This is a genomic window from Gemmobacter denitrificans (assembly GCF_036964905.1).
GTDB lineage: Bacteria > Pseudomonadota > Alphaproteobacteria > Rhodobacterales > Rhodobacteraceae > Gemmobacter > Gemmobacter denitrificans.
This window is the reverse complement of sequence record NZ_JBALHR010000006.1, coordinates 144,588-170,652: the sequence shown is the minus strand read 5'-3', so window position 1 is coordinate 170,652 and position 26,065 is coordinate 144,588. Positions and strand designations below refer to the sequence as shown.

Sequence of the window (26,065 nt, the reverse complement as noted above, 5' to 3'; positions counted from 1 at the left end):
CCCCCTGCCTTGCCGTCATCCCCGCATGATCCGGCCTTCCGGGTCGTGGAAGGGTTGCAATTGCGCCTTGATCGGATAGTGCACCCCGGCGATTTGGGCGGTAAAGCCGCCTTCCTCGATCCAGGCCTTGCTGACGCCCGCCTCATGGTGCAGCGAGGCGAGCCCCACCATCGCGCCCAACCGGAACCCCCATCCGCCCGAGGTGACATGGCCGACGATCTCGCCGCCCCGCCAGATCGGTTCGTTGTGCATGAGGTAAGGCCCGGCCTCTGCCGTAGCCCCCTCGACCAGAATGGCCACCGTGCGATGCCGGGTCGCCGCGCCCTGTTCGGCCTTTTGCTTGGCCAGCGCGGCCTTGCCCACGAAATCGGGTTTGTCGAGTTTCACGGCAAAGCCAAGCCCGGTTTCATAGGGCGTGTCTTCCTCGCCGATATCATGGCCAAAGTGGCGGAAGGCCTTTTCCAACCGGCAGGCTCCCAGCGCGAACATGCCTGCAAGGCGCAAGCCCTGCGGCCGCCCGACCTGCATCATCGCCTTATAGACATGGGCGGAAAATTCGGTCGGCATCAAGAGTTCATAGCCGAGTTCGCCGAGGAACGACCGCCGGATCGCCCAGACCCGGGCATGGGCCAGATCGATCTCGCGCGCGGCCCCAAAGGGGAAGGCGGCGTTTGACAGGTCATCACCCGAAAGGGATTGCAGGATGGCGCGCGATTTCGGCCCGTGGATCGTCAAAAGCCCATAGGCCGAGGTGGCGTCAAAGATTTCAAAGCGCCAGTCGGGGTGCGCATGGGCGCGGATCAGCGCCTGATCGCGGATCTGGCTGGGGTGGCCGGTGACGACAAGGAATTGCTGCTGGGCAAGGCGGGTGACGGTGACATCCGCCTCGATCCCGCCGTTTACGTTCAGGAACTGGGTATAGACCGAGGTTCCAACCGCCACATCCATTTCCGCGCCCGAGACATGGTTCAGCGCCCGGACCGCATCCGGCCCCTGCACGATGATCTTGGCATACATCGACTGGTCGATCAGCACGGCGGCCTCTGCCGCCGCCTTGGACTCTGCCGCCACAAAGGGTGACCAATCCTGCCAGCCAAGGCTTGGGCGGTCAGACCAGCCCTTGCCCGAAGGGTCGAAATACATCGGGATTTCCCAGCCGATCCGTTCGGCCATCACCGCGCCTTCGGCCACCAGCCGGTCATGCAGCGGCACCCGCCGGATGCCGCGCGCCGAGGTGATCTGGCGGCCCGGCCATTGCAGACCATAGTGAAAGCCGATGGATTCTTCGGCCCGTTCGGCATTGTAGGCGCGGTTCATCTGGAAGGGGTGCGCGCGCGCGGCCAGCATCGCCCCCACCGCGCGGGTCGGCATGCCATCGGTCATCCAGGCCGCCATGGTCAGCCCAAAGCCGCCGCCGTTCAGGATGCCGTTCGAATTCATCCCGGCCGCGATCCACAGCCCCGGCATTTCCGGGGCCGGGCCCAGATAGGGGCGGCCATCGGGGGTAAAGCTTTCCGGCCCGTTGAAAAAGGTGTGGATGCCGGTCGTTTCAAGGAAGGGAAAGCGCGAGAAGGCGCGTTCCAGCATCGGCTCGACATGGTCCATGTCAAAGGGCAACTCGTCGAACTCGAAGCTTTCGGGAATGCCCTCGCGGCCCCAGGCCTTGCCCTTGGCCTCGAACCCGCCGATCAACAGCTTGCCCGCGTCTTCCTTGGTGTAAAGCCGTTCCTCGGCCACGATCAGACCGGGGATCTGGCGGGACAGACCCTCCATCGGTTCGGTCACGATGTAGAAATGTTCGGTCGCGTGCAGGGGCACGGTGACGCCATGGGCGGCGGCAAAGCGCGAGGTCCACATGCCGCCCGCCAGCAGGACCTTTTCGGTGGCGATCACCCCGCGATCCGTCTCGACCCCCGAGACGCGGCCATTCTTGGTCAGGATGCGGGTCGCGGCGGTGTTTTCCAGCACCTGCGCGCCGCGCGCCCGCGCGCCCTTGGCCATGGCCTGCGTCACATCAAGCGGGTTTACCTGCCCGTTTGACGGCACATGGAAACCGCCCAGAACGTCATCAACCCGCAGGTGGGGGTAAAGCTCGGCCACTTCCTCACGCCGCAGAAGGTGGCTTTCAATGCCCATGCGCCCCGCGTGGTCATGGTTGCGGCGCAACTGTTCCTGCCGCAGGTCCGACAGCGCCACATGCAGCGTGCCATTCTGCTTGTAGCCGGTCGCCTGCCCGGTCTCGATTTCCAATTCGGTGAACAGCCGCGCGGTATAGCGCGACAGCTCAGTCTGCCCGGCGCTTTCGCGCAGCTGCCCGACGATCCCTGCCGCGTGCCATGTGGTGCCCGAAGCAATCGTCTTGCGCTCCACCAGCACCGCCGAACTGACGCCCTTCTTTGCCAGATGATACAGCGTCGACACACCGATAATCCCGCCGCCGATGACGACGACTTCGGCTTGGTTCGGCAGGGGGAGAAGCGGGGTTGGGGCGGTTTGGGTCATGCGAATGGTCCTTGGATGGCATCGAAACAGGCCGAAACGCGATGTTCGGCCTCGGTGATGAAGCGGGCGCAGCGCGCCTCGGCTCCGGGTTCGTGAAGGCGGGTCATCACCCAGCCGACATAAGTCAGGGCACGCAGCGCGCGGAACAGCGGCAGGGCTGTCAGATCGGTCGGTCGGGCCTGTTGATAGGCCAAAAGAAAGGCCTCGCTTGCACGGCCCGAGGGATCGTGGCGGTCCAGCCGGTTGGCTGTGGTCGCCAGATCGAAGAGGCGAAAGCCAAAGCCGCCATCATCGAAATCAATCAGATAGACGCCGTCCTTGGCCAGAAGGACGTTTTCCGGCACGGCATCGGCATGGATAAGCCCATAGTCAAGGCTTGGCCCGATGGCCGCCAGTTCGGCCGCCGCGCGGTCGCGTAGCGCGGTGAAAAGTCTGGCGTGCACAGCACTCAGCCGGGGGTTTTCCCAGAACCTGTCCCAGACCGGTGCCTCGCCAACAAGCCCCGCCGCATCCCATGCGGGGCGCGTGAAGCCTTCCGGCAGGCACCATTGGTCGGAAATTTGGTGCAGCCGGGCCAGCGTCACCGCGGTTTGCCGGGCCGTGTCCAAAGGATCGGCCTCGGCGTTCCAATGCCCGCCCGCCATCAGCGGCCGGGCATCCAGAAAGCTCAGCATATCCACCAAGTGTCCCGCGACCTCGATACAGCGCGCGCCGGTGAGGGTGGGGATCGGCTGGGGCACGCGCAGGCCCGCGCGGGTCAGTTCCGCCATCCAGTCCAGCTCCGAGGTCAGCTCGGCCTGACTGCGGTAACCCGGGCGATGCAGGCGCAGGACCAGCGGGCGATCCCGGGTTTCCACCCGAAACACCTGATTTTCCCGCGCCGCGATCAGCGCGGCGGGGCAATCTTCAAACCCCCAGGCGGTCAGGGCCTGTCGCACCAGATCAGGCATCGGGGGCCCCCAATTCGCCCATCACCTCGTCCAGAAGCCCCAAAAGCATGTCGGCATGGGCGGTGGAAAACGGCATCGGCGGGCGGATTTTCAGCGTGTTGTAGTGAATGCCCAACCGGTTCAGCAGCACGCCGCGCCGCCGCATCTCATTCGCGACGCGGGCGACATAGGCCGGGGCCGGGGCCTTGGTCTTGCGGTCCAGAACGATCTCGGCCCCGAAGAACAGGCCATAGCCGCGCACATCGCCGATCCATTCATATGTGTCGGCCAGTTTCGCCAAACCGGCCTTGGCATAGGCGCCGACGACCCGGGCATTTTCCTGCAAGCCTTCCGATTGAATGACATCCAGAACGGCGGCGGCGGCGGCCGAGGACACCGGATTGCCGCCGAAGGTATTGAAATAGCGGAATGATTTGCGGAAGGCCGCCATGATATCGGGCCGGGTCACCACGGCGGCGACCGGGTGGCCGTTGCCCATCGGCTTGCCCATCGTCACCACATCCGGCACAGCCCCGATGCGCTGGTGGCCCCAGAACCGCTCGCCATTGCGGCCAAAGCCCGGCTGCACCTCATCAGCGATGAAGAGGCCGCCCGCGCGGCGCACCTCGGCCAAGGCAGGCTCCAGCCAGCCCGGCTCCAACAAGGGGAAGCCTTCGTTCAGGAAGGCCGGGCAGAGAACGATGCCTGCAAAGCCGTGGCCCGAGGCTTCAAGATCATCAATCGCGGCGCGGACGGCGGCGGCAAAGGCCTGCGCATGCGCCGCCCCACCCTCGCCGCCCAAGGGGCGATAGCTGTCGGGCGCGGGAACGTGGCGGACATGGCTGCCATCGCCCGTCGCCGGGATATTGGTGCGCGACAGTTGCGATACGGCGGTGGTGTTGCCGTGATAGGTGTGATCGGTTGCAATCACGCCCCGCTTGCCCGTCACCGCCTCGGCCATGCGCAGCGCGATGTCATTCGCTTCGGACCCGGTGCAGACCATGATCGCGGTCGAAAGATCGTCCTCAAAGGTTGCGGTCAGACGTTCGACATAGTCAAGGATGCCTTCGTGCAAATAGCGGGTATGGGTGTTCAGCGTGGAGGCCTGCCGGCAGATCGCCTCGACCACATAGGGGTGGCAATGGCCGACGTGCGGCACATTGTTGTAGCAATCCAGATACTTGCGGCCCTCGGCATCCCAGACCCAGACCCCTTCGCCCCGCACCAGATGCACAGGGTCATCGTAGAAGGTCGAGACATTGGGCCCAAGAAGCCGGGCGCGACGGGCAATGAGATCGGCGGTACTGGCCAAGGGGGTACTCCTGCGTATGGGGAAAGGACGGACAGCCTATCTGGCCTTGGCGTGCCGGAGGTGGTTCCACGAAAAGACCACGACCGCCGCAATCGCCAGCCCAAGAAAGGCCGCCGCAATCGGCCGGGTCAGGAAGATCGTCGGATCACCCGCCGATATGCTAAGCGCCTGCTTGATCCGACCCTCCAGCATTGGCCCCAGAACCAGCCCCACGACCATCGGGAAGGCCGGGATCCCGTTCTTCAGCATGAAGCGTCCGACGATGGCGAAGGCGAGCGTGAAAAGCCCGTCTGTCACCCGGAAGTTCTGCGTATAGGTGCCGATGAAGCCAAGGATCATGATCGTCGCCCCGATCATCCGGGGCGTGATGGACGACAGTTTCACCACATGTTTGGTAAAGGCCAAGAGCAGGATCATCACGAAGATATTCAGCAGAAACAACGAGATATAGAGACCCGAGATAAAGTCGGGATGCTCGGCGAACAGCTGTGGGCCGGGGATGATGTTGTGGATCATGAACACCGCCAAGAGCATCGCCATCAAGGGATCGGCCGGGATGCCCAGCGACAAAAGCGGCACAAGAACAGTCGAGGTGCAGGCGTTGATCGACACTTCCGAGGCGACCAGCCCTTCGGGTGAACCCTTGCCGAACTCTTCGGGTTTCTTCGAAAACCGCCGTGCCAGCGAATAGGACAGGAATTGAGCGCCGAACTCACCCACTCCCGGCAACAGCCCCATGACCAGACCCAGCAGGCTGGAGCGGATGACGGTGGCGCGATATTTGAACACCTCGAACAACCCGGCGAAACGGCCGGTGGTGTTCAGGTCCTTCGGCACCTTTGGCGGCGATTTGGTCTCCAGTAGAACAAAGGCCTGGCTGATGGCGAAAAGCCCGATCACCATGGGCACCATGGGAATACCGCCGGTCAGCCAATCCTGACCAAAGGTATAGCGCAATGTGTGGTGCGGGCTTTCAAAGCCGACGGTTCCCAGAAAGGCCCCGATGCCAAAGGTCAGGATCGCGCCGCGGATGTTCTGGTGATGGGCAAGGATCACCGAAATCGTCGCCAGAAGCATGACCATGGCAAATTCCGGCGGGCCGAATTTTTCGGCGACCTTCGCCATGAAGGGCGCAAGGAAGACCAAAGCCATGACCGAAAGGATCCCGCCGACAAAGGACGAGGAATAGGCCAGCGAAAGCGCCCGCATCGGCTGTCCCTTCTGGCCCAGGGGGTAGCCGTCATAGGTGGTCAGGACGTTGACCGGCGTTCCCGGCACCCGGATCAGGATCGCCGGGATCGCCCCGCCATACCAGGCCCCGCCATAACAGCCCAGAAGCAGGATGATGCCGGGCAGGGGTTCCATCGTCAGGGAAAAGGGCAGCGCGATGGCCATGGCGCCCGCAGGCTCCATGCCCGGAACGGCGCCGACAAGGATACCGGCCATGGCGCCGATCAAGAGGGCAAGGATCACCTGCCACTGCGCGACTTCCTGAAAGCCGAGAAGGATGGAATCGATCATAGGTATTCACCCAAGGAATTGCCGACCCAGTCGGGGAAAAGCTGCATGACGGGCGGCAGCGGGAACCAGATGCCAAGGCCCACCCGGAAGGCCAGTACGATCACCGCAACCACTGCAAGGCCGGTCACAACCCACCGCCTCCCGCGCAGGCCCGAGATATAGAGAAGCGACTGCATGAAGATCACAGAGGCGATGGTGAAGCCAAGGAACGCAACGCCCGCGATATAGGCCATGAAGCCAAGCGCATAGATCATCGCCCGCCCCATACCTTCGAAGGCAAGGCTGGCCTTGGCGGAAAAACCGGGCTTGCGCCGGTCGCGCAGATAGGCCCGCAAGGGGCCGAAACCGCCAATCAGGCCGAAGCTCAGCGTGATGAACGGCCAGGACCAGGGCTCCTGCACCCAACCGAGGTCGCGCTTGCCCGGCACTGTGGCCCAGGGCAGAACCGCCAACGCCACCAGCGCGAAGACCCAGAAATGGGTCATGGCAAGCTGGCTTGCCTCGGGGATGACATCCTCTTCAAAGGCCTCGGAATCCGCATCGGCAATGGTCGCAATGTGGTCGATGTGATCGGACATCTGGCTCACTCCAGCGCGCAAGAAGCTGGGCGCGGCCCTTGCGTGGGCCGCACCGGTTTTGCTCAATCCCTTCGAAAGGGCGTTACTGCTTCATCTTGGCGAAAAGAGCCTTGACCGCCTCGAAGTCCGCATCGATCCGCGCCTGCGCTTCGGCTGCAGGCTGCCAGTAGATTTCAGCGCCGGTCGTTTCGGCAATCTGCTTGGCCTGATCGGATTGCATGGCCTTTTCGATGATCGCGGCCAGCTTGTCCTTTGCCTCTTGCGGGGTGCCTTTCGGAACGAAAATGCCCGACCACAGCGTAAAGGTCGGCCCGCTGATCTGGTCGCGCAAAAGCGGGCCATCGGGGAACACGGAAAGCGGCGCTTCGGTATAGGCGGCGATTGCCTTGACATCGTCCTTGCAGGCCAGAACCAGTGCGACCGTGGTGTTGATCACGTCAGCATCGCCGTTGCTCAGCGTGGTGCAATCCGTCACCTCATAGCCGGTTTCGGTGCTGAAACTGAACCCAAGCTGGCGCGCCGCCTCAAAGGTCTGCTGCGCCGGGATCGTCTCGAACCCGAAATGGCCAAAGCTGACCGGGTTGTCCTTGGCATAGGCCGCAAGCTCGGCCAGGTTGTTGTATGGCGCATCCTTGCGCGCGGCCAGCATGAAGGGGAAGTTCATGTTCAGGCCGATGACCTCCATATCCTCGCGCGCATAGGGCGCGATGCCAAGGATCGGATAGCTGGTCGGGATGTCGATCAGAAAGCTGCCGATGGTGTACCCATCCGCGGGCGAAGACAGGACCGACGCCGCACCCTCAAGCCCAAATCCGCCGGGGCGGTTCACCACCTTGGCCGGAACGCCGGTTTCCTGGGTGAAGACTTCCGCGATCACGCGCAGCAACTGGTCGTCCACATCGCCGGGCGGCCAGGGTTCGATGATCGACACCGGACGCTCAGGATATTCCGCCAGCGCCATGGTTACGCCACTCACCGTGGCCAGCAGCGCGAATGTGGCGCTTACAAGGCTTTTCATCTTGATCTCCCGTGTTGTTTCATTATTATCAACTTGATTGACTATATTGTTACGACAATGATATGGTCTGTCAATAATTCATTCCGTCAGGGTCTCAGTCGTGGATTCAGCCGCCCCCAAACGCGCCCAGTCGATGAAGACAATCGACAAGGCCATGCATTTATTGAACCTTTTCACGACAGAGGCCCCCGAGTTCCGCCTTGTCGATATCGCCAAGGCCTCCGGATTGGACAAAGTGACAGCGATGCGGGTCTTGAACTCGTTGGTCGCGGGCGGTCTTTTGGAACAGCATCCCGACACCCGGAAATATCGGCTTGGGACAGCGATTCTCCGCCTTGCACGAATCCGCGAGACGTCCTTCCCGATGATCTCGACCCTGCAACCGATCGTGGACCGCCTGTCCGAAGAGACCGGGGAATCCGGCCATGCCTCGCTGGCGTCAGAGGCCGGGCTGACCACCATCGCGCTGTGTGAACCGAACCGATCCACCCGCGTCTGGATCGACCCGACGCAGGTTCTGCCGTTTCACGCGACGGCATCGGGCGTCGTCTATCTGGCACATCTGCCGCGGGACGAGGCTGAGAGTCTTTTGGCGCGAACGTCAGACAAGCGTTACACCGCCGAAACCGCAAGCCGCGAAGAACTGCACGCGCGCATCCGTGAAGCGCGTAAATTGGGCTACGCCTGTTCGATCGGCGGATTCGAAGTGGACACAGCAGGGTTTGCAGCGCCAGTGTTTGACTGGCATGGCAAGGTCATTGCGACCATTGGCCTGGCCTGCGTGCGAAGCCGCCTGGAAGACTCCCACCATGACAACCTGATCCGCGCGGTTGTCAGCGCGGCCAACACCGCAACCCGTGCCTTCGGTGGCAAGCTGCCCGAGGTGAAGCGTGCTGGGGCATAGTGCGCCTCCAGCCCGTGACGCTCACGCACGTTGATGACAGCAAATGCCGGGAAGAATGAGGAGAGATTGCAGGCGGTTGGATCTGAACCGCAAACGCCCACTCTTCCTTGGCAACAGATGGCTCGACCCGATCGTGGGGTTATCGAGCTGTCGGTATCCCTTTGTGCAGGCTCTTTTCCAGCGCGTGACCGTCTGCTTTGGGCCGGAAGCGGATACTGAGGGGGCTCACGCCCCTTTCTCGAACTTCATGACCGGGATGCCCAGCTTCTTTGCCTTGTCGGCGAGGTTCTCCTGGATGCCATTGCCCGGGAAGACGAGGACGCCCACAGGCAGCACGTCCAGCATGGCATCGTTGCGCTTGAAGGGGGCAGCCTTGGCATGCTTAGCCCAGTCGGGCTTGAAGGCCACCTGCGTCACGCCCCGGGACTCGGCCCATTTGGCGGCGATGAGTTCTGCGCCCTTCGGGCTGCCCCCGTGCAGAAGGACCATGTCGGGATACTTGGTCCGGACCTGATCGAGCTTGCCCCAGATCAGGCGGTGATCGTTGAAGTCGGTCCCACCGGTGAGGGCGACCTTGGGACCTGCGGGCAGCATCACCTCGGTCTCCGCGCGGCGCTTGGCGGCCAAGAAGTCGCGGCTGTCGATCAGCGCTGCGGTCATGTGCTGGCGGTTCACCATTGAGCCGGTGCGGGGCCGCCAGGTCGATCCCGTGTGATGGACGAACTCGGTGGCGGCGTGATCGCGCATCATGTCCATGCAGTTGCGCCGTTCGATGAGGGTCAGGCCTTCGGCCGTCAGGCGCTCAAGCTCTGTGGATTTCACCTCGGAGCCGTCCTGCTCACGCTGGAGGCGGCGCTGCGCCTGCTCGTTCTCATCGAGCGACCGCTCGATCCGGGCCGTGGCGCGGTGGAAGAGGTTGACCTGGCCCCAGAGCACCTCTTCGAGGTCGGGTTCCATGCGGGTGTCTTCCAGGGTCGCGACGAGGGCATCGAAGATGTCGGCGACGGCGACCGCGAGGCGCTGTCCATCGGGCATCGGGCGCGGATCGGGCTCGTCAAAGGGGCGGTAGCCATAGAGCTGCAGCTCGTCGAGCGCATGGGCGGTCTGGGATGCGGTGTGGGCGGGTTCATACGCGTCGTCGTGGGTGTGGATCGTCATCGGTTTCTTGCCTCCGGGCCGGTCTCGTCCGCGCGTCATCCCGCGCGGCCTTCATGGGCTGCGAAAGCCGTCACGGGGGACGCCCCTTCACCCCGCCTTCGGGGCCGGAACGCATGTGGAGGAGGACGGGGGGCGGCTGATTTGTCTTTCGCGATGCAAAGGCGGGGCTTTTCCCCGCCGGCGGAAATCAGTCGCCCCCCGTCCTTGAAGGGGCGGCACCTTTGACGGCCGCCTGCCCATCTCTTGAAGGCCGCTCGGGAGACGGGTGGATGAGATTGCCCGGGAAGAGGCAAAGCGACGATCCACAGCCACGTCAGGACTCCGTGACCCCTGCCCCGCTATCCCTGGTCCGCCACATGCGCGATGCGGATCAGCCGAACAGGCGATGCCGATCCTCGGGCCCGATCTGAATTGCCAGATGCTGGCGTAGCGCCTCTTTGCCGTTCGCCCGGAGATCATCGTTGAAATCCCCGAGCTGCGGTTCCAGAACCCGAACGGGCACCCCGACCTCGGTGGCTATGGCGCTCAACCTCTCTGCCGCGCGCTGCCCAGCCGGATCGCTGTCGATGGCGATGTAAAGGCGCTGAAGCCCCTCCGGCAGCAGGACCGCCCCGAGGTGACCCGACGAGAGCGACGCCCAGACGGGAAGGCCGGGCACAGCTTCGACGAGCGACAGCATGGTCTCGATGCCTTCGCCGACGACGAGGATGTCGTCATGCGGGGTCAGCCTGACGGCATTGCCGAGGAGGTGACCCATGGCACGCCGCGGTGTGTCGACAGCCGCCTTTCCCTGTCCGTCAGGTGCCAACCAAGTACGATGCGCGCCCTGCAAGGCCCCTGCCCGATCGGTGACCGCGGCGATGAGTGCTGGTCTGGGGATGCTCCGGGTCTGCCCCTCATCCCGATGCCAACACTTCGGGTGGAAGCGCAGAGCACTCGTCATGCCGCCGTGGGTCAGGCCCCGGGAGCGGAGGTAGGTGTCGGCAAGCGTGCCTGCGATCGGCATCGAGGCTGCAAAGAGCCGCGACGCCGCTGCTGGCGTGCCACCAGGCGCCTTTGCCTTCCTTGGCACTGGCGCAACCGGGAGGGCCGGCTGCGGACGGCCAAGATGCGCCCGCGCTTCGGCCAGAAGATCGGGAAAGCGGGAGATCCCGGTCCTCACGCGGATGATGTCGAGAAGATCACCGTGCTCGCCCGTGGCACCGTCCGTGAACTTTCCCGCCGCACCAGGCCCCAAGACTGGTCCGGTCAGCCGCACGAAAAGCGACCGGCCGGGGTTGTTCTGCAGGTCGCCCACGATCCAGTAGGACCCTTCCCGCCGTCCGGCGGGAAGGTAGGCGCGACACACGCCTTCGGCATTCTCCGCCAAAGCGCGGATCACATCTTCGGTCTCGAAATACATGGCTTAACAACCCCCGCGTGCATGTAGTCCTGTCACAGGACAACGTGCAAGCAGACGATCCAGCACGGCAATGCCGCCCGAGTCCGTTGGGCAGAAGAGACGCAGCTTCCAAACGATGATTTCAGAGAAGAAGCCATAGGCCTTGAGGCGGTCTTTGGCGGCCTCGGTGAAGCCGGTGATCTCGATGCGGTTCACGCCCATGACACGGGAGCGGTGCAACTCCATCCCTTCAGCCAACCGCACGACCGTCTTGCCCTCAAGTACGAGGGCATGGACCTGCGCTGCCGTCAGTTCCGGCGCGTCATCTGCCAGCGTGGTCGCGACCCAGGCGGGCGAGACGCGGCGGCCGATGATGCGCTGGCCGTCATCGGTCTGCAGGCGGTAGACGCGGGTTTCGTCCTCGGGGAGCTGCTTCCAGATCGGCAGCAGAAGACCCGCCACGATGTGCAGCGTGGTCTCGCTGAACTCCGGCACCTCAGCCAATTCCGCGGTCCAGGCGGTGGCGAAGGCCGAGCGGTCGGCCTCCAACCAGTTGGTGTCGTCCATGATCTTGGCCGGGACTGTGCTGGCTTCGGTCGGACGGATCAACCGCAGGCGGGGCTCGATGGTGCCGTCATCCAGCATCAGGCTGGTGGCGGGGACCTGCACTGCCGCCCGGCCAGAGCGGCTGTTGATCAGAAGCCTTGCCCTAGTGTCATCGAGCCAGTCGAGCGCATCCGCCAGCGAAGTCGGAGCATTGCGCCGCTTTTCCGCGATGGTGAGAAGCTGGGTTTCTGCGCCAGAGCCGGGATGGGTGTAGATCACCCGCGCATCCGTGACGCGGAAGCTCTCGGCACGTAGCGTCTCGAGCCCGAGGTCGTAGACACCGGCCGCGATGGCGCCCTCGATCCGTTGGTCGAGGAGGTCCTCGAAGGCCGAGAAGAGCACGGCCTGCATTTCGATCGTCAGCGCGAGCAGGCGATTGAGGAAAGTGGTGATCGGGGGCAGATCATCCTTCAGACCGTTATCATCGGTCAGGCTCAGACCGGTGGCATCCTCGAAAGCCCCGAGCGAGCAGCCAGCCACATCGCCGCGATAGATGCGGCGGTAGAGTTGGCGCAGGGCATCGCGAGCGTAAGGCGACTCGAGGTTGTCCTCGGGGCGGAACAGCCCCTGTCCGCCGGTCTGGCGCTGGCCCCGCGTGATGGCCCCCAGCGTGTCGAGGCGGCGCGCGATGGTCGAAAGGAACCGCTTCTCTGCCTTCACATCCGTCGCCACCGGCCGAAAGAGCGGCGGCTGCGCCTGATTGGTGCGGTTGGTTCGGCCGAGGCCCTGGATGGCCGCGTCCGCCTTCCAGCCCGGTTCCAAGAGGTAATGCACCCGCAAACGCTGGTTCTTTGCCCCAAGATCGGCATGGTAGCTCCGACCCGTGCCGCCGGCATCCGAGAAGATCAGGATGCGCTTCTGATCATCCATGAAGGCGGAGGTTTCCGCGAGGTTGGCCGAGCCAGCCCGGCTTTCCACGACGAGGCACGCGGCAGCGCCCTCGCCCTTCCTGACAATCCTGCGCGACCGGCCCGTGACCTCGGCCACGAGGTCGGTACCGAAGCGCTGGACGATCTGATCGAGCGCCCCCGGAACGGGCGGCAGCGAGGCCAGCTTCTCAATCAGCGCATCACGCCTGCGGGCGGCCTCGCGGCACTCGACTGGTTGGCCGTCGCGTACCACGGGCCGCGAGGACAGGTTGCCCTCGCTGTCGGTGAAGGGCTCGTAGAGCTGCACCGGGAAGGAATGGGCGAGATAGTCCAGGACGTATTCCCGCGGGGTGATGTCGACGCGGATGTCGTTCCACTCCTCGGTTGGAATCTCCGACAGGCGGCGCTCCATCAGCGCCTCGCCGGTCGAGACGATCTGGATGACGGCCGCATGGCCTGCCGCGAGATCGACCTCGATGCTGGCAATGAGGGTGGGGGTTTTCATAGAGGTGAGAAGATGGCCGAAGAAACGCTGCTTGGCGGATTCGAAGGCGGAGCGGGCGGCGGATTTGGCCTGGCGGTTCAGCGTGCCATTCTCACCCGTGATATTCGCGGCCTCCATCGCGGCGGCGAGGTTGTTGTGGATGATGGCGAAGGCCCCGGCATAGGCGTCATAGATGCCGCGCTGCTCGGGCGTCAGCGCATGCTCCAGCATCTCGTATTCGACGCCGTCATAGGAGAGCGACCGGGCGGTGTAGAGACCAAGCGACCGCAGGTCGCGGGCGAGAACCTCCATCGCAGCGACGCCGCCCGCTTCGATGGCTTGCACGAATTCCGCCCGTGTCGCGAACGGAAAATCCTCGCCGCCCCAGAGGCCGAGCCGCTGCGCATAGGCCAGGTTGTGCACCGTTGTGGCTCCCGTGGCAGAGACGTAGACCACGCGGGCATTGGGCAGCTTGTGCTGCAGGCGCAGGCCCGCCCTGCCCTGCTGCGAGGCCTCCGTATCGCCGCGTTCGCCCTTGCTTCCTGCGGCATTGGCCATGGCATGGCTTTCGTCAAACAGGATCACCCCGTCGAAATCCGCCCCCAGCCAATCAACGATCTGGTCGACGCGCGATTTCTTGGCTCCGCGCTCTTCGGAGCGCAGGGTGGCGTAGGTGGTGAAGAGGATGCCCTCAGAAAGCGGGATGTCGCGGCCTTGGGCGAAGCGCGAGAGCGGCGTGACGAGCAGACGCTCCTGGCCAAGCGCCGACCAGTCGCGCTGTGCATCCTCGAGAAGCTTGTCGCTCTTCGAGATCCAGAGCGCCTTGCGACGGCCCTGGCACCAGTTGTCGAGCAGGATCCCGGCCGACTGGCGGCCCTTGCCTGCTCCGGTGCCGTCGCCAAGGAAGAAGCCGCGGCGAAAGCGGACAGCGTCCGCGGCCTCGTCGGGCGCAGCGGAGACTATGTCGCCGGTCCCATCGACGGTCCAAGACCCCGCGAGATACGCGGAATGCGCCTCGCCCGCGTAGATGACGGTCTCGAGCTGCGCGTCGGAGAGCATGCCGTCGCGTAGCACGGCGGCGGGCAGTTTGGGACGATAGGAGGGTTTGGGGGGCGCAACGGACGCCATAGCCGCCGACTGCACCAGCTTGGCCGGATGCGGTTCCACGCCGGGGATGTCGATGGCCTGCAGGCGGAAGGTATCGTAGATCGCATCGGACAGACGCGCAGCGCCGAGATCGTCCGCGGCCTCGCGCAGGGTGTAGACGAGGTCTTCGGCATCCGGCGTGGTGACATGCACATCCATCTTAGCCGTTGCCGTGGAACGGAAGGGTCGAGCGGCAGGGCCGGACGCACGGGGAGAAAGTCCCCGGAAAGGGGAAGCTGGCTGCGATTGAGCGACGGCGCCCGAATCCATCTCGAAGCGCGGCGGCACCTCTGCTACGATCCGAGCGAGGAGCTGCGGCGCATCGACGGACATCGGCCGAGCCAGATCGGCGGTTATGCCGCCCCTCTCACCGCCCCGGCATTTGTCGAAGACCGAAATTCGCGTCTCGAAGCTGGTGCCGTGTTTGGCGAATGCTGCACCGGAGACGGCGCCGGTGAAGACCAGATGCGCCGTCTCGGTCAAACGGCTGAAGGTTTTCGCCCAGGCCGGCGCATCCGGCGCGAAACCGGTCCCGGTGATTGCGACCAAACGCCCGCCTGGGGCCAGCCGCGCGAGCGCCGAGCGAAGATGCCGGGCCGTCGCCTCGGTCGTCCGGCCATCGACATGGGCTACCGCCGAGAACGGCGGGTTCATCAGGATGACGCTCGGGCGGACGCCCACGTCCAGATGATCGTCGATTTGGTCTGCGTCGAACGTAGTGACAGGACGCTCCGGGAAAAGGTCACGCAGAAGGTCGGCGCGGGTCTCGGCGAGTTCGTTCAGCGCCAGACTGCCTCCCGCGATCTCCGCGAGGATCGCCAAGAGCCCGGTCCCGGCCGAAGGCTCGAGGACGAGGTCACGGGGCGTGATCTGCGCTGCCGCCATTGCAGCCAGTCCCATGGGCAGCGGCGTCGAGAATTGCTGGAAGCGCTCCATTTCCTCCGAGCGCCGGGTGTGCGTGGGCAAGAGGCCCGCCACTTTGGCGAGGATCGGCAGCAGGGCAGCGGGCGAGCCGGAACGGGCGAGCATCGCGCGGCCGAACTTCCGCAGGAAGAGGACCAGCGCCACCTCGCCCGCCTCATAAGCGAGCTTCCAGTCCCAAGCGCCATCGGCATCGGAACCGCCAAAGGCGCGCTCCATTTCGAGGCGCAGACGCAGCGCGTCGATCCGGAAGCCTTGGGCCAGGTCGGGCTGCAGCGCTCCGGCGACGGCGAGGATCGCGGGCGCGGGATCGCGCGATGGAACGGGAACGGGAGGCGCAACAGGCGCGAGATAGGTCATCGGGAAGCTCCGGGATGAAGGAAAGGGACAGGCCCGGACGCCCTCTCTCGGGCACCCTCAGACCTGATCTTCCCCCGCCCATCTCTCCCTCTCGAACCGACGCGTCCCAGAGGCTCAGCTTGATTTTGTTCCTGTTATGTTCTATATTGATAGCCAAGCCAGCAAGGGAGTTTCCTCATGGACAGCACCACATACGCCTTGCCCGCGACGCCCAAGCAGATCGCCTATGCGCGGTCGCTCGCCCTGCGCAACCAGACCCTCCTGCCCTGGGAGGTTCAGCAGGATCGCCGGTCGTTGAGTGCCTGGATCGATGCGCAGGCCCAGCTGAAGCCGGTATCCGACATGGATCGGCTGCCCACGTCCAAGCAGGTGGCCTTCGCGGAGAAACTCGCTCGGATCAAGCGCCGCGCCGTGCCCGAGGAATGTTTCCGCGACAAGGGACTCATGTCGAAGTGGATCGACGGGAACAAGTGATCCCGACACCGGCTGGCTCCGGCCTCCCCGAGTTCCTGCCATACCGTGGTTGGGCAAACCGAGCGTAGTTGCCAACCTACAGTTTGGCAGATTTTACCTTCAGGACTTCAACCTCGGTCAAACTTTTGTCCGAGCCGCGCCAGATCCGCGAGTGCGGCATCTTTTTTCTGCATGTCGTCCTCTTCATCGATCAGCTTGCGAACTGTGCTGACGGACAGGAACATTCTGAGCGGGTTCGAAGGCAGCGGCTCAAACCCGTAGCTCTCGTAAAGCGCCTTGCGGCGCGCAACGCGGTCTGGATCGCCGCAGTCGAGCACATCGAGCATGACGACGGCGACGCCAATGGCGTCGGCCGCAACGGCAATGCGCCGTAGGGCGTCGACCAAAAGATCGCCGCCAAACCCGGCACCGCTGAACTTCCGATCCCGCCCGATCATCGAGATATAGGCGGCAGGAATGTTGCCATGCGAAGGCCGGGTCCGCGCGAACTTCGCAGGCAGATCCGTGAACTGAACGGCGTGCGCATTCAGGGCATAGAAGCCGATAACCGTCCCGTCAGGGTCGACCATCACATAGAGGCGGACATTGTCCGCCTTGGCGAGCTTGTTCGCGGTCTTCTGGAAATAGTTGTCGACTTGCTCGACCCCGCAAGAAAAAGCCGCCCGATCATGCTTCGAAGGATCGAACGGCTCGATGGTGTAGGCGGCCGGTTGTGACGTGGCCATTTACTTCGACACAACCGTGTCGCTGTGTCGACGGAAGGCCGCGCGCAGGGCATCGGTCGGCGCAGCTGGTGCATCGAGCGCCGCGAAAAACGCCTCATGATCGACCGGCTGCAGCACGGTGCGTTCATGCGCCGCGATCGTTGCCAGCGCGGCCTGATAGGCGGCGTTCATCGTGAAGACGGAGTCGTCGACGCCGGACAGTGCCGCGGCCTTCTGGATTGCAGTCTTGATGCGCGGCTTCGTCCGGAAATTCATCCGGGCCTCGTTACGCTCATCGATTGCGCGCGTGGTATCGTGGAAACCGAGCATGGTCGCCTCCTGAAATGTCTTGTCGATATGTACGCCACATCGACGTACGTTTCAAGCGTGCGGTCGGGAAAGTTCTTCGAAGGGTGCGCCTCACCCGAACCGCCGCCCTCCTTCTGTGAAAGTATACTCGTTGATGGTGATCCCTTCCTCGATGGCCTCGTCCGAGGTGAGGTGGTCGTATTCGGCCTCAAGCTGGCGGTAGAGCCAGCGGGCCAGATCGCGCAGCGCCTCGGTCACGATATCTTCCGCGTCCTCGGTCGGCGGCTGCCAGGTCGGACTGTTCCGCGTGACATCCACCGACATGGTGTATTCGTGATAGTAGCGACCCCGATGGCTGACCTCGGCGGCAAGCTGGTAGAAGTTCCGCCGCTGGATGGCCTGCAGCCGGTCGGCAATGCCGTGCAGCGTGGCATCAAGGGGCGCATATTCCCGGATGCGCGCGGCGGCGCCCTTGGCGTGGGACCAGTAACCCTCGAAGCAGGCCCCGTCGCCCTGGCTCCAGAACCCGGAGAACCAGATACAGCGCTTGGCCCGCGTCCCGCCGCCCATCAGCCGCACGGGCGTGGTCTTCAGGCGGATACCGAGGACCTCGCAGACCCGCTCGAAATCCTCGTAGACCGCGTCCCACCAATCGTCGTGAGGGCCGAGCTCGCGATACCAGCTGCGCGCCTTTTCCTTGGCGGCATCCGAGAGTTCGGGGAATTGGTAGACGGTGGTGCAGATGACTTCAGGCATCGACGTCCTCCCCATTCAGCGCGGCGGCGAGCCATTCTTGCGTGCTGGTCCAGCCAATGGATCTCCGCGCGCCGAGGTCGATGACATGCGCGCCGCCACCGAAGGCATCGAGGCGAGGCCGGGAACATGTCAGAGCATACTGGAACCCCCAGAGGCCGGTGAGATCGAGCTCCTCCGCAAGGCGCAGCACGAAGCGGATGACGGCTTCGACATCGCCGTGGTCATCGTCATGGATCCAGAGGGTGCTGCCCTCGGGCGCGTCCTGACGCGCGAGAGTGAACCCCGCGACCTCCGGGTCGTCGGCGTCCTGATCCGCGGCGCGGAGTTCCTGAAACAGGGCGAGAGCGAGGGTCGCATTGTCGGGGGTACCGACATCGAGCAGGCATGAGAAGTGGGTGAAGTAATCCGCCATAGGGACCTCCTGAATGGGGAAGACCCGGCCGAGAAGCCGGGCACTGCATTGGGATGAACGGGTGGTTGGGGCGATCAGCCGGTTGGTGTGTCGCCCGCCGCCTGTCGCGCGGTATGCTCGCAGAGCATCTGCCGGTAGAAGCGCTTGCGCGCGGCCCGGAAGCCGCGAACCGCGCGCGTGTCGGGATGCAGCGCCCGGACCGCTGCCCGCAGGACCGTATAGGGCGACGCCGTCGCCGGCAGGCCGAGGCGCTGATAGGCCGGATCGGTCATCTCAGCTGACCTCGACCACGGGCGAGGCGAGATGCGGATCGACCAGGGCCTCGATCCGCGCGGTCCGGCCCATCCACGGCTCTGGCCGGATGGCCTTCACCCAGTCGGCAAAACTCGGGATGAAGCCGAGGTCCTCCTTCACATGCTGCTCGCCGACCCAGCGGGTCGGGATGATGCGTCCGGTCGAGAGCGTGAGGGTCGGGCCGAAAATCGTCTCGGCCATGAAGATGCCCTCGGCATGGTGGCGCAAGGCCCTGTGCCGGAAGTCAGCCGTGATCTCCTTGCTGGCATCGATTATGTGGACAGCACGCCCGCGGCGGCGTTTTGCCCTATGCTGGACGGCATAACCCCGGAATCTCTTGAGGCGCTGATGTTCAAACTGACAGCTTCCGCTAACGGCGGCACAATTCTGGTGACGGATTTGAAAGGTAATCCAGTCGATCCGATCTGTCGATTTGCTGCCTACTTGCTGGCGAAAGCACATTCGCCCAACACCGCCCTCGCCTACGCGCGCGACCTCATTCATCTCTGGACCTTTCTCTCAACCCAAGGAACTCATTGGACCGCCTTCTCCCCAGAACTCTCCGTCGCCTTCTTGGGGCACCTTCGATCAGTGCCCGCAAACCGCAAGCGCCGGGGCACTTCGATCAGACTTGTGGTGAGTGAGGGGGCGCACGTTGCAAAAGGACTGTCAGCCGCCACGATCAATCGCGCCCTTGTGGCGGTCGACGCCTTCTATCGTTGGGCGATTTTCACCGGAGCGTTCAGCGGGGCAAACCCGATCGTGAAGAAACATGATCAAACATCCTGGCGGGTGAGCGACAAGCACAGGCCGTTTCTGACAGGGACTTCACGGCAGAGGTCTGAGGTCAGAGAGTTGCGCCTCAAGACCATGCAGCGGCTTCCAAGACCGATGAGTCAGCAACAGGTCGAAGGTCTATTGGCCGCCACGCGCAATCTCCGAGATCGCAGCCTAGTATTACTGATGCTGAACGGAGGCCTGCGCCCCGGAGAAGTTCTCGGGTTGCATCTCACCGATATAGGCTACGGGCGCAGACGCATCTTTGTGCGCTGCCGCGATGATCATCCAAAGGGCGCGCGATCAAAGTCTCGCGTCGAGCGCGTAGTCGATTTGCATGATGGCGAGACACTGGAAACCCTGAACACATACGTCATGCACGAACGGCCAGGTGATGCTGACGCTCCTTTCGTGTTCCTGCTCGGCGGCACAGGCGTAAACCGTCAAGAACCGCTGTCCTATTCTGCGCTGGCGCGACTTTTCGCTCGCGCATGTGATCGCGCCGAGATCCGAGAGCCGTGGATGACCCCGCACGCCCTTCGCCACACCCATGCGACGCGCATGTGGGAGGCAGGGATGCGAGAACTGACATTACAGAAGCGATTGGGTCATGCCTCGCCGGAATCGACCAGAATTTACACAAGGGTTTCCGACGCCGTGGTGGTCGCAGAGTATCGACACGCCTTAGGGCTGGACCGTCCTTTGCAAACAACGGACGGAGAGGCTCTGTGACCCATGTATCGTCAAAATCGGCCGTCGACCTCCCTGTCATATTTGAGCACGCAGACGAAGCTGACTATGCGGCATTTCTGGCGCGCATCCCGATGGCTGAAAGTTTTCGCCGCAAGCGGTTGATATACCGATCCATGTTCATTGAGAGTTGGCCGGATATCAGGGATTGGTTCGCTGCCCCCTGCCGATCAGAATTGGCTGCCTAAATGGTGACAAGCAGGCCCATCCGACCTATCCGGTCAGCTTTCGGGCACGCAGCTATCTCTATTACGCAGCCATGACCGACCGAATCCGGTTGGACTACGATTTCCTGTTCGCAGTCGGAAACATGCGCGTGGCGGAGACGATGGAGCCATTGAACGCCTATGAAGGGCCCGACGCACTGGTCGCGGACAGTGCGAAGATTGGCTATTCTGCAACCGGCGTGCAAGCAGCGCTCCGCGTGGTTTTGCCACGTCTTGCGATGCACACGGGTGTCCGCTCTTTTGGCGATCTTCGCCAACATCACCTTGACGAAATGATCGCAGGTGTCGACGCCTTCGCCGCACGGCACGACACTCATATCTTCCGAAACGAGAAAGAAGACTTCCCGGCAGGCTTTCAGCGCAGCTGGCGGGTCAAAACCCGCGTTCTGCAGCTGCTCCTCTTCCAAAACGGGAACGATGTCATCCGGCCTCAGATTATCCAGGACAAACGCAAGCCGATCGCCTCGCCGAGGCCAGACCTGCAGGAATTGGCAAACCGCTGGCTTGAGATGAAGCGGGTCAGTCTTGCTCGCCCGACGGTAGATCACATGGCCGTTTCGATGAGGCATTTTGTGACTTACTTATCTACGCGACAGCCCAGCATTTTGAACTTTGCTGACATCAATCCGGAGCTTTTCAACGACTACCTTCGCCACCTTCAGTTCGACATTGCACCACGCACGGGCGCGCCGCTGTCCATAAATGCTCGTCGAGCAAGGGCGGGCACAGTTGCCAAGTTCCTGTCTGATGGCGCAGCATGGGATTGGCCCAATTTTCCGACCCGACCCATTCTTGATCCGAACGATCTGCCGAAGTTGGCACATCGCGTGCCAAGGTTTATTCCCGAGGACCAGCTGTCGCGCCTTATGGCGCAGCTGCCGAGCCTCGAGTGTGAGTTTCAGAAGGCAGCGCTCCTGATCGCCCGCTGGTCTGGCGCTCGGCGGGGAGAGGTGATTCGGCTCCGCTTGGACTGCCTGGATCAGTATCCCGACGGGACCTTCCGACTGCGGATACCCGCTGGAAAGACTATGCGGGAACGCCTGGTGCCTTTGCATGACGACGCCGCAACGGCATTGCACGAAGTCATCCAGCGACGGCTCGAAGCCAACGACCGTCCGATCCGGGATGACAAGACTGGCGACTTGGTCCGCTATGTCTTCTTTCGCCGCAGCGGGCGGATGTCGGCAGACTATTTGCTACAATACCCCCTGAATCAGATGTGCAGACTCGCCGGGCTGGTCGATCAAGATGGAAAGCCGATAGTTACCAGCCATCGGTTTCGGCACACTGTGGGCACGCAACTTGCCGAACGAGGTGCCAAGTTGCACACGATCATGAGCGTCTTGGGGCATCAGACGCCGCACATGTCCATGGTCTACGCACGGATCAGCGACGCCGAAGTGCTGCGCGACTACCGCAGCGTTCTGGGACCCGGCGAAATGATTGCCGGACCGGGCGCAGAAGCGATCCGCGCAGGAAAGCTGTCATGCGCGGCGATCGACTGGCTTAAGTCGAACTTCATCAAGACCGAGCTCGAACTTGGCCATTGTCTACGCCTGCCGTCGGAGGGACCTTGCGAATGCGACCTGTATCTCAGCTGCGCCAAGTTCGTCACGACCAAAGCTTACGCTGGTCGGCTGCAAGAGCGGAGAAAACTCGAGTTAGTACTTGCTGAAGATGCGCGCGAGCGGGGATGGTCTAAAGAGGTCGAACGACATCAGAGCACAGCTTCGCGCATCGAACGTCTGTTGAAGGATCTGGGTGAAGAAGCCGACCCATAGCAGTGAGCGAACGACAAATAAGCTATGTTGACATCGGATTGCGTCGGCCAAACCGCGCGCTATAGCAAACTCATACCAGATGTCATGATCTTCGCACGGAAGCCCAGACCATCGCTACCCAGAAAGCTGTCCGAAACGTCATCGCGCCGACAGTGCGCGCCTCGAAGGCATCCCCCACAAAAACCCGCCAGCCGAACACGGCAAACACCGTTGCGTTCGCGATCAGGATGGTCAGCGCGACGGGCAACGCAAGCCGATGCCCGATCATCAGAAGCCGGCCGCCAATGACATAGGCGAAGCCTGCGAGGAAGTTGAACCACAAGACAAAGGGCACGACGGCCCCCATGTCGACCAAGCCGAACAGGGCCGATCCACCCGATATCAGCGTCAACAACCCAAAGGCTATGGCCGCTACACCGGCGATGTGATGCGTTTTCATGTCTGCATCTCCTTGCGGGCAAACAGAACCAGTTGCACCTCCAGCAGGCGCATCCCCTCGGGCACGATGTCAAAGCTGCGCGAGCCAAGGCTCCACCGGATGGCAATGCCCTGAACAAGCGAGGTCAGAAGCACGGCGGCATCCTTTGGTTGAACGCCCGCACCCATCATCCCGGCTTGGGCCATGGCATGCAGGTTTGCCACCAGATGCGCCTGATACTGCATCAGAACCCCACGAAACCGGTCGCGCAGGGCGGCATTGTCCAGGTTCAATTCGCGGGAATGCAAAATGGCCGGAAGCGCGGGGGTTTCCCCGATCTGCTGCAACTGTGCGGCGATCAGCGCCCTTAGCCGTGCCTGCGGGCTTTCGCTGTTCGTCACAGCCTGTTGCCACGCGCATTCCAGCCGATCCGCGATAGCGTCCCCGACCGCGGTCCAAAGCTCCGCCTTTGTCGGGAAATGCCGGAATATCGCGGCTTGGGTCACGCCGACCTCTTGCGCGATGTCATTGGTCGTCAGCCGGTCCGGGCCGATACGGTCGGCCAAGTCCAGAACGGCGGCAATGATTTCGGTCTTGCGATCCTCGGCTGATTTGCGACGTAACATTGAGCACCTCTTGTAAGTAAGTAATTACTAACATAATCTGCAAGGCAAGCAAGCTGATTCGCCAGAGCGAGAGGACCGCCATGCCAAGCCCCAAAGGATACACTCGCCTTCAGATCGCGCTTCACTGGGGCGTGGCCCTGCTGATCGTGCAGCAATATCTGTTCAAGGATGCCATCGCCGCCGCGTGGGACGCTGCGGCAAAGGGGATGGAAATCGCCTTCAATCCGCTGGTTCTGGCCCATGTCGCAGGCGGGGCGCTGGTCATGCTGTTTGCGCTGTGGCGGCTGTCGATCCGGGCACGGCGCGGCGCGCCCGCCATGGTCGGCGACAATGCGATGCAGCGCGCCTTGGCAAAGGCCGCGCATGTCGGGCTTTACGCGCTGATGATCCTGATGCCGCTCAGCGGGTCGATGGCCTGGTTCGGCGGCGTCGATCTGGCTGCGCAAGGGCACAACGTGCTGAAGATCGTGCTGCTGGCACTGGTTGCGCTGCATTTTGTGGGCGCGCTGTATCACCACTTTGTGCTGAAAGATGGCCTGATCAACCGCATGCGCCGGGCCGAGGGCTGAGCGATGCGCAGAACCTGGATCCTTGGCGCGGTTGCACTGGTTGGGCTGGCGGCGGCGGGCTGGTTTCTGACCGAACGGCCCCTGACTGTGACGGTTGTCGTGGCTGAAACCGGGGTGCCCTTGCGCCTTTACGGTCTAGGTTCCGTCGAGGCCCGGATCCTGTCGCGCGTCGGGTTCGAAGTTGGCGCGGCATTGGTGTCGGTGTCGGCAGATGCAGGGGATGCGGTCAAGGCCGGACAGGAACTGGCCGCCTTGCATCCGGCTGAGCAGATAGCGCGCGTTGCGCGGGCGCAAGCAGCGGTTGCGGCAAATGCCGCCGGTCAGGCCAAGGCCGATGCCGCAGTGGCGCGGGCGCAGGCAGTTCTGGCACAGCGCATTGCCGCGAACGATCGACAGAAGGAACTTGCGCGGCAGGACGTCGCCTCTATCCAGCGAGCCGAGGAGGCACAGCGCGACGAGGATGTGGCGCGGGCCGAACTGGCCTTGGCCGAAGCCGATCTGGCCGTGATCAGCGCGCAGGGCGCAGATGCGGCGGCCGCCTTGCAACTGGAACAAACCTTGCTCGCCCATCACCGGCTGGTCGCACCCTATGATGCGGTTATTGTGGCCCGCAATGTCGAGCCGGGCACGGTGGTCAAGGCCGGAGATCCGATCTTTATACTGGTTGATCCCGCAACCGTCTGGGTTCAGGCCTTCATCGACGAAGAACGCGCCGGCCAACTGGCGCTTGGCCAAGAGGGCGTCATCCGCCTGCGGTCGCAGCCCGCGGCCGAGTTTCACGGCACCGTCGCCCGGATCGGGCTGGAAAGTGACCGCGTGAACGAAGAGCGCCGCGTCTGGCTGACCTGTTCCGACTGCCCCGAAGCGATGTTCCTTGGCGAACAGGCCGAAGTACGCATCCTGACCGGCATACGCGACAACGCGCTGATGGTGCCCGAGGTGGCGATCACCGGCTTTGACGGCTTTCGCGGCATAGTCTGGCTGGTGCAGGATGGTCGGTTGCGCCGCGCCGAGCTGACCTTTGGCGCACGCGACGACCGGGGCCGGGTCGAGGTGACAGGCGGCCTGCCCGAGGGTGCCGCGATTGTCGCCATGCCGCCGAAAGGCGCCGACGAAGGCAGACTGGCCCGGATCGGGGACGCGCCATGAATCTGGCGCTGAAAGACATCCGGCATGGGCTGTTCCGCTTTGTGCTGACCTGCTTTGGCTTGGGCCTGCTGATGACGGTCGTTCTGGCGATGATCGGCATCTACAATGGCCTTGTAGCTGATGCGCTGGCGGTGGTCGAGGCCCCCGCAGCGGATGTCTGGGTGGTCGAGGCGGGCACCAAGGGGCCTTTCGCCGAAGCCTCCTCCATTCCCGCCGACAGCCGCAATACCGTGGCGCGCATGCCCGGCGTGGCCGAAGCGGGTGCCATCAATTACCAGACCGTGGAGGCCCCGTTTCTTGACCGGACCTTGCGGCTCTACGTCGTTGGGTATGAGCCGGGGCGACCGGGTGGCCCGCAGGTCATCGCTGAAGGGCGCGGCATCGGCACCAGCCATTTCGAACTGGTGGCCGACCGCAAGACCGGCCTTGTGCTGGGTGATACCATCCGCCTTGGCCGCAACCGCTTTACCGTGGTCGGGCTGGTCGAAGGGGCGATGAACTCGGGCGGCGATCCGGCGGTCTATATGACGCTTGCCGATGCGATGGCGCTGCAAACGGAACTTGCTCCGGCAGATCAACGGGTGCAGGCCGCGCGCGGGGCGGGGGCGGTCAAGTCGGCCTCGGTGGCGGCGGTAATCGTGCGCATCACCCCCGGCGCGGATGTCGATTTGCTGACAGCAACCTTGCGGCAATGGAAGCATCTGGCGGCCCTTAGCCAGATCGAACAGGAAAATATTCTGCTGGCCTCGGTCGTGGACAAGGCGCGGCGTCAGATCGGGCTGTTTCTGGGTATCCTGCTGGCGGTGTCGGCCGTGGTGATCGCGCTGATCATCTACACCATGACCATGGAAAAGCTGAAGCAGATCGCCACGCTGAAACTGATCGGCGCCCCCGACCGCACCATCATCGGGCTGATCGTGCAGCAATCGCTGATCCTTGGGACCGCAGGTTGGGGCATCGGTCTAACCCTGATCCTGCTGGTCAAAGATGTCTTTCCGCGGCGTGTCGTGCTGGAGCCGTTCAACGTGGCCGTCCTGGCCGGGATCATCGTTGTTGTCTGTCTGGCCGCAAGCGGGCTCGGCGTGCGTGCCGCAATGAAGGTGGACCCCGCCACCGCCTTGGGGGGTTAA

General features: G+C 63.4%; 23 protein-coding genes and 1 pseudogene. 7 read left to right on the top strand and 17 right to left on the bottom strand.

What is annotated here, in order from left to right:
- Window positions 1–15: 15 nt before the first annotated feature.
- From V6590_RS12070 to V6590_RS12045, 6 genes are all read right to left on the bottom strand, one after another.
- Window positions 16–2,502, bottom strand: coding sequence for an FAD-dependent oxidoreductase (locus tag V6590_RS12070; RefSeq protein WP_335423358.1), 2,487 nt, complete (start codon window positions 2,500–2,502; stop codon window positions 16–18).
- Window positions 2,499–3,452, bottom strand: a complete 954-nt coding sequence (locus V6590_RS12065) for a phosphotransferase enzyme family protein (RefSeq protein WP_335423355.1) — start codon at window positions 3,450–3,452, stop codon at window positions 2,499–2,501. The genes V6590_RS12070 and V6590_RS12065 overlap by 4 nt, the downstream gene beginning before the upstream one ends.
- Window positions 3,445–4,743 (bottom strand): aspartate aminotransferase family protein, encoded by a 1,299-nt coding sequence (locus V6590_RS12060; RefSeq protein ID WP_335423353.1) that lies wholly within the window; start codon window positions 4,741–4,743, stop codon window positions 3,445–3,447. Before V6590_RS12060 ends, V6590_RS12065 begins: the two co-directional genes overlap by 8 nt.
- Window positions 4,744–4,779: 36 nt before the next feature.
- Window positions 4,780–6,264, bottom strand: a complete 1,485-nt coding sequence (locus V6590_RS12055; RefSeq protein WP_335423351.1) for a tripartite tricarboxylate transporter permease — start codon at window positions 6,262–6,264, stop codon at window positions 4,780–4,782.
- The gene (locus tag V6590_RS12050) at window positions 6,261–6,842 is read right to left on the bottom strand and encodes a tripartite tricarboxylate transporter TctB family protein (protein WP_335423349.1); all 582 of its coding nucleotides are present in this window, start codon (window positions 6,840–6,842) and stop codon (window positions 6,261–6,263) included. Before V6590_RS12050 ends, V6590_RS12055 begins: the two co-directional genes overlap by 4 nt.
- 82 nt (window positions 6,843–6,924) lie before the next feature.
- Window positions 6,925–7,860, bottom strand: coding sequence for a tripartite tricarboxylate transporter substrate binding protein (locus V6590_RS12045; protein ID WP_335423347.1), 936 nt, complete (start codon window positions 7,858–7,860; stop codon window positions 6,925–6,927).
- Between the two features lie 133 nt (window positions 7,861–7,993).
- Between V6590_RS12045 and V6590_RS12040 the strand changes: the two genes are divergently transcribed.
- Window positions 7,994–8,764: an IclR family transcriptional regulator gene (locus tag V6590_RS12040; RefSeq protein WP_335423346.1), complete on the top strand. Its 771-nt coding sequence runs from the start codon at window positions 7,994–7,996 to the stop codon at window positions 8,762–8,764.
- A gap of 225 nt (window positions 8,765–8,989) precedes the next feature.
- Here the strand turns inward: V6590_RS12040 and V6590_RS12035 are convergent, their stop codons facing one another.
- From V6590_RS12035 to V6590_RS12025, 3 genes are all read right to left on the bottom strand, one after another.
- Window positions 8,990–9,922, bottom strand: a complete 933-nt coding sequence (locus V6590_RS12035) for a DUF2493 domain-containing protein (protein WP_335423344.1) — start codon at window positions 9,920–9,922, stop codon at window positions 8,990–8,992.
- 370 nt (window positions 9,923–10,292) lie between these two features.
- Window positions 10,293–11,324, bottom strand: coding sequence for a DUF7146 domain-containing protein (locus V6590_RS12030; RefSeq protein ID WP_335423343.1), 1,032 nt, complete (start codon window positions 11,322–11,324; stop codon window positions 10,293–10,295).
- 3 nt (window positions 11,325–11,327) lie between these two features.
- Window positions 11,328–15,689, bottom strand: a complete 4,362-nt coding sequence (locus tag V6590_RS12025) for a strawberry notch-like NTP hydrolase domain-containing protein (protein ID WP_335423341.1) — start codon at window positions 15,687–15,689, stop codon at window positions 11,328–11,330.
- 177 nt (window positions 15,690–15,866) lie between these two features.
- Between V6590_RS12025 and V6590_RS12020 the strand changes: the two genes are divergently transcribed.
- A complete protein-coding gene (locus V6590_RS12020; RefSeq protein ID WP_161763006.1) occupies window positions 15,867–16,163 on the top strand; it encodes a hypothetical protein in 297 nt (98 codons plus the stop codon).
- Between the two features lie 107 nt (window positions 16,164–16,270).
- Here V6590_RS12020 and V6590_RS12015 read toward each other — a convergent pair whose 3' ends face one another.
- From V6590_RS12015 to V6590_RS11990, 6 genes and pseudogenes are all read right to left on the bottom strand, one after another.
- Window positions 16,271–16,888 (bottom strand): GNAT family N-acetyltransferase, encoded by a 618-nt coding sequence (locus tag V6590_RS12015; RefSeq protein WP_335423337.1) that lies wholly within the window; start codon window positions 16,886–16,888, stop codon window positions 16,271–16,273.
- Window positions 16,889–17,197, bottom strand: coding sequence for a type II toxin-antitoxin system TacA family antitoxin (locus tag V6590_RS12010; RefSeq protein WP_335423335.1), 309 nt, complete (start codon window positions 17,195–17,197; stop codon window positions 16,889–16,891). It abuts the gene before it with no gap.
- Window positions 17,198–17,287: 90 nt separating this feature from the next.
- Entirely contained in the window at window positions 17,288–17,932 is a 645-nt protein-coding gene (locus V6590_RS12005) for a DUF8835 domain-containing pootine (RefSeq protein ID WP_335423333.1), read from the bottom strand.
- Entirely contained in the window at window positions 17,925–18,344 is a 420-nt protein-coding gene (locus V6590_RS12000) for a hypothetical protein (protein WP_335423331.1), read from the bottom strand. The genes V6590_RS12005 and V6590_RS12000 overlap by 8 nt, the downstream gene beginning before the upstream one ends.
- 74 nt (window positions 18,345–18,418) lie before the next feature.
- Window positions 18,419–18,616, bottom strand: a complete 198-nt coding sequence (locus V6590_RS11995) for a hypothetical protein (RefSeq protein WP_097147500.1) — start codon at window positions 18,614–18,616, stop codon at window positions 18,419–18,421.
- Window position 18,617: 1 nt separating this feature from the next.
- Window positions 18,618–18,923: pseudogene (locus V6590_RS11990) on the bottom strand (DUF6915 family protein); the annotation flags it as partial.
- On the opposite strand from V6590_RS11990, the gene V6590_RS11985 reads away from it, so the two are divergent.
- Window positions 18,855–20,147 carry a tyrosine-type recombinase/integrase gene (locus V6590_RS11985; RefSeq protein ID WP_335423384.1) on the top strand — a complete coding sequence of 431 codons (1,293 nt, stop codon included), beginning with the start codon at window positions 18,855–18,857 and terminating at the stop codon, window positions 20,145–20,147. The pseudogene V6590_RS11990 and the gene V6590_RS11985 overlap by 69 nt on opposite strands.
- Window positions 20,148–20,424: 277 nt before the next feature.
- On the top strand, window positions 20,425–22,173 hold the full coding sequence (locus V6590_RS11980; RefSeq protein ID WP_335423324.1) for a site-specific integrase: 1,749 nt from the start codon (window positions 20,425–20,427) through the stop codon (window positions 22,171–22,173).
- An 82-nt stretch (window positions 22,174–22,255) separates the two neighbouring features.
- Here the strand turns inward: V6590_RS11980 and V6590_RS11975 are convergent, their stop codons facing one another.
- Window positions 22,256–22,612, bottom strand: coding sequence for a hypothetical protein (locus V6590_RS11975; protein ID WP_028030776.1), 357 nt, complete (start codon window positions 22,610–22,612; stop codon window positions 22,256–22,258).
- A complete protein-coding gene (locus V6590_RS11970; RefSeq protein ID WP_335423321.1) occupies window positions 22,609–23,217 on the bottom strand; it encodes a TetR/AcrR family transcriptional regulator in 609 nt (202 codons plus the stop codon). The genes V6590_RS11975 and V6590_RS11970 overlap by 4 nt, the downstream gene beginning before the upstream one ends.
- Before the next feature lie 80 nt (window positions 23,218–23,297).
- On the opposite strand from V6590_RS11970, the gene V6590_RS11965 reads away from it, so the two are divergent.
- Genes V6590_RS11965 through V6590_RS11955 form a run of 3 tightly spaced genes read left to right on the top strand, consistent with a single transcriptional unit; the run spans window position 23,298 to window position 26,065 of the window.
- Complete coding sequence (locus V6590_RS11965; RefSeq protein WP_335423319.1) at window positions 23,298–23,786, top strand: cytochrome b; 489 nt, start codon at window positions 23,298–23,300, stop codon at window positions 23,784–23,786.
- 3 nt (window positions 23,787–23,789) lie between these two features.
- The gene (locus V6590_RS11960; RefSeq protein WP_215507777.1) at window positions 23,790–24,935 is read left to right on the top strand and encodes an efflux RND transporter periplasmic adaptor subunit; all 1,146 of its coding nucleotides are present in this window, start codon (window positions 23,790–23,792) and stop codon (window positions 24,933–24,935) included.
- Window positions 24,932–26,065 carry an ABC transporter permease gene (locus V6590_RS11955; protein ID WP_335423318.1) on the top strand — a complete coding sequence of 378 codons (1,134 nt, stop codon included), beginning with the start codon at window positions 24,932–24,934 and terminating at the stop codon, window positions 26,063–26,065. Before V6590_RS11960 ends, V6590_RS11955 begins: the two co-directional genes overlap by 4 nt.

Bases quoted from the DNA above. Each gene is read 5' to 3' on its own strand.
- V6590_RS12070 (WP_335423358.1), bottom strand. From the start codon at position 2,502: ATGACCCAAACCGCCCCAACCCCGCTTCTCCCCCTGCCGAACCAAGCC.
- V6590_RS12065 (WP_335423355.1), bottom strand. From the start codon at position 3,452: ATGCCTGATCTGGTGCGACAGGCCCTGACCGCCTGGGGGTTTGAAGAT.
- V6590_RS12055 (WP_335423351.1), bottom strand. From the start codon at position 6,264: ATGATCGATTCCATCCTTCTCGGCTTTCAGGAAGTCGCGCAGTGGCAG.
- V6590_RS12050 (WP_335423349.1), bottom strand. From the start codon at position 6,842: ATGTCCGATCACATCGACCACATTGCGACCATTGCCGATGCGGATTCC.
- V6590_RS12045 (WP_335423347.1), bottom strand. From the start codon at position 7,860: ATGAAAAGCCTTGTAAGCGCCACATTCGCGCTGCTGGCCACGGTGAGT.
- V6590_RS12040 (WP_335423346.1), top strand. From the start codon at position 7,994: ATGAAGACAATCGACAAGGCCATGCATTTATTGAACCTTTTCACGACA.
- V6590_RS12035 (WP_335423344.1), bottom strand. From the start codon at position 9,922: ATGACGATCCACACCCACGACGACGCGTATGAACCCGCCCACACCGCA.
- V6590_RS12030 (WP_335423343.1), bottom strand. From the start codon at position 11,324: ATGTATTTCGAGACCGAAGATGTGATCCGCGCTTTGGCGGAGAATGCC.
- V6590_RS12025 (WP_335423341.1), bottom strand. From the start codon at position 15,689: ATGACCTATCTCGCGCCTGTTGCGCCTCCCGTTCCCGTTCCATCGCGC.
- V6590_RS12020 (WP_161763006.1), top strand. From the start codon at position 15,867: ATGGACAGCACCACATACGCCTTGCCCGCGACGCCCAAGCAGATCGCC.
- V6590_RS12015 (WP_335423337.1), bottom strand. From the start codon at position 16,888: ATGGCCACGTCACAACCGGCCGCCTACACCATCGAGCCGTTCGATCCT.
- V6590_RS12010 (WP_335423335.1), bottom strand. From the start codon at position 17,197: ATGCTCGGTTTCCACGATACCACGCGCGCAATCGATGAGCGTAACGAG.
- V6590_RS12005 (WP_335423333.1), bottom strand. From the start codon at position 17,932: ATGCCTGAAGTCATCTGCACCACCGTCTACCAATTCCCCGAACTCTCG.
- V6590_RS12000 (WP_335423331.1), bottom strand. From the start codon at position 18,344: ATGGCGGATTACTTCACCCACTTCTCATGCCTGCTCGATGTCGGTACC.
- V6590_RS11995 (WP_097147500.1), bottom strand. From the start codon at position 18,616: ATGACCGATCCGGCCTATCAGCGCCTCGGCCTGCCGGCGACGGCGTCG.
- V6590_RS11985 (WP_335423384.1), top strand. From the start codon at position 18,855: ATGGTGGCGCAAGGCCCTGTGCCGGAAGTCAGCCGTGATCTCCTTGCT.
- V6590_RS11980 (WP_335423324.1), top strand. From the start codon at position 20,425: ATGACCGACCGAATCCGGTTGGACTACGATTTCCTGTTCGCAGTCGGA.
- V6590_RS11975 (WP_028030776.1), bottom strand. From the start codon at position 22,612: ATGAAAACGCATCACATCGCCGGTGTAGCGGCCATAGCCTTTGGGTTG.
- V6590_RS11970 (WP_335423321.1), bottom strand. From the start codon at position 23,217: ATGTTACGTCGCAAATCAGCCGAGGATCGCAAGACCGAAATCATTGCC.
- V6590_RS11965 (WP_335423319.1), top strand. From the start codon at position 23,298: ATGCCAAGCCCCAAAGGATACACTCGCCTTCAGATCGCGCTTCACTGG.
- V6590_RS11960 (WP_215507777.1), top strand. From the start codon at position 23,790: ATGCGCAGAACCTGGATCCTTGGCGCGGTTGCACTGGTTGGGCTGGCG.
- V6590_RS11955 (WP_335423318.1), top strand. From the start codon at position 24,932: ATGAATCTGGCGCTGAAAGACATCCGGCATGGGCTGTTCCGCTTTGTG.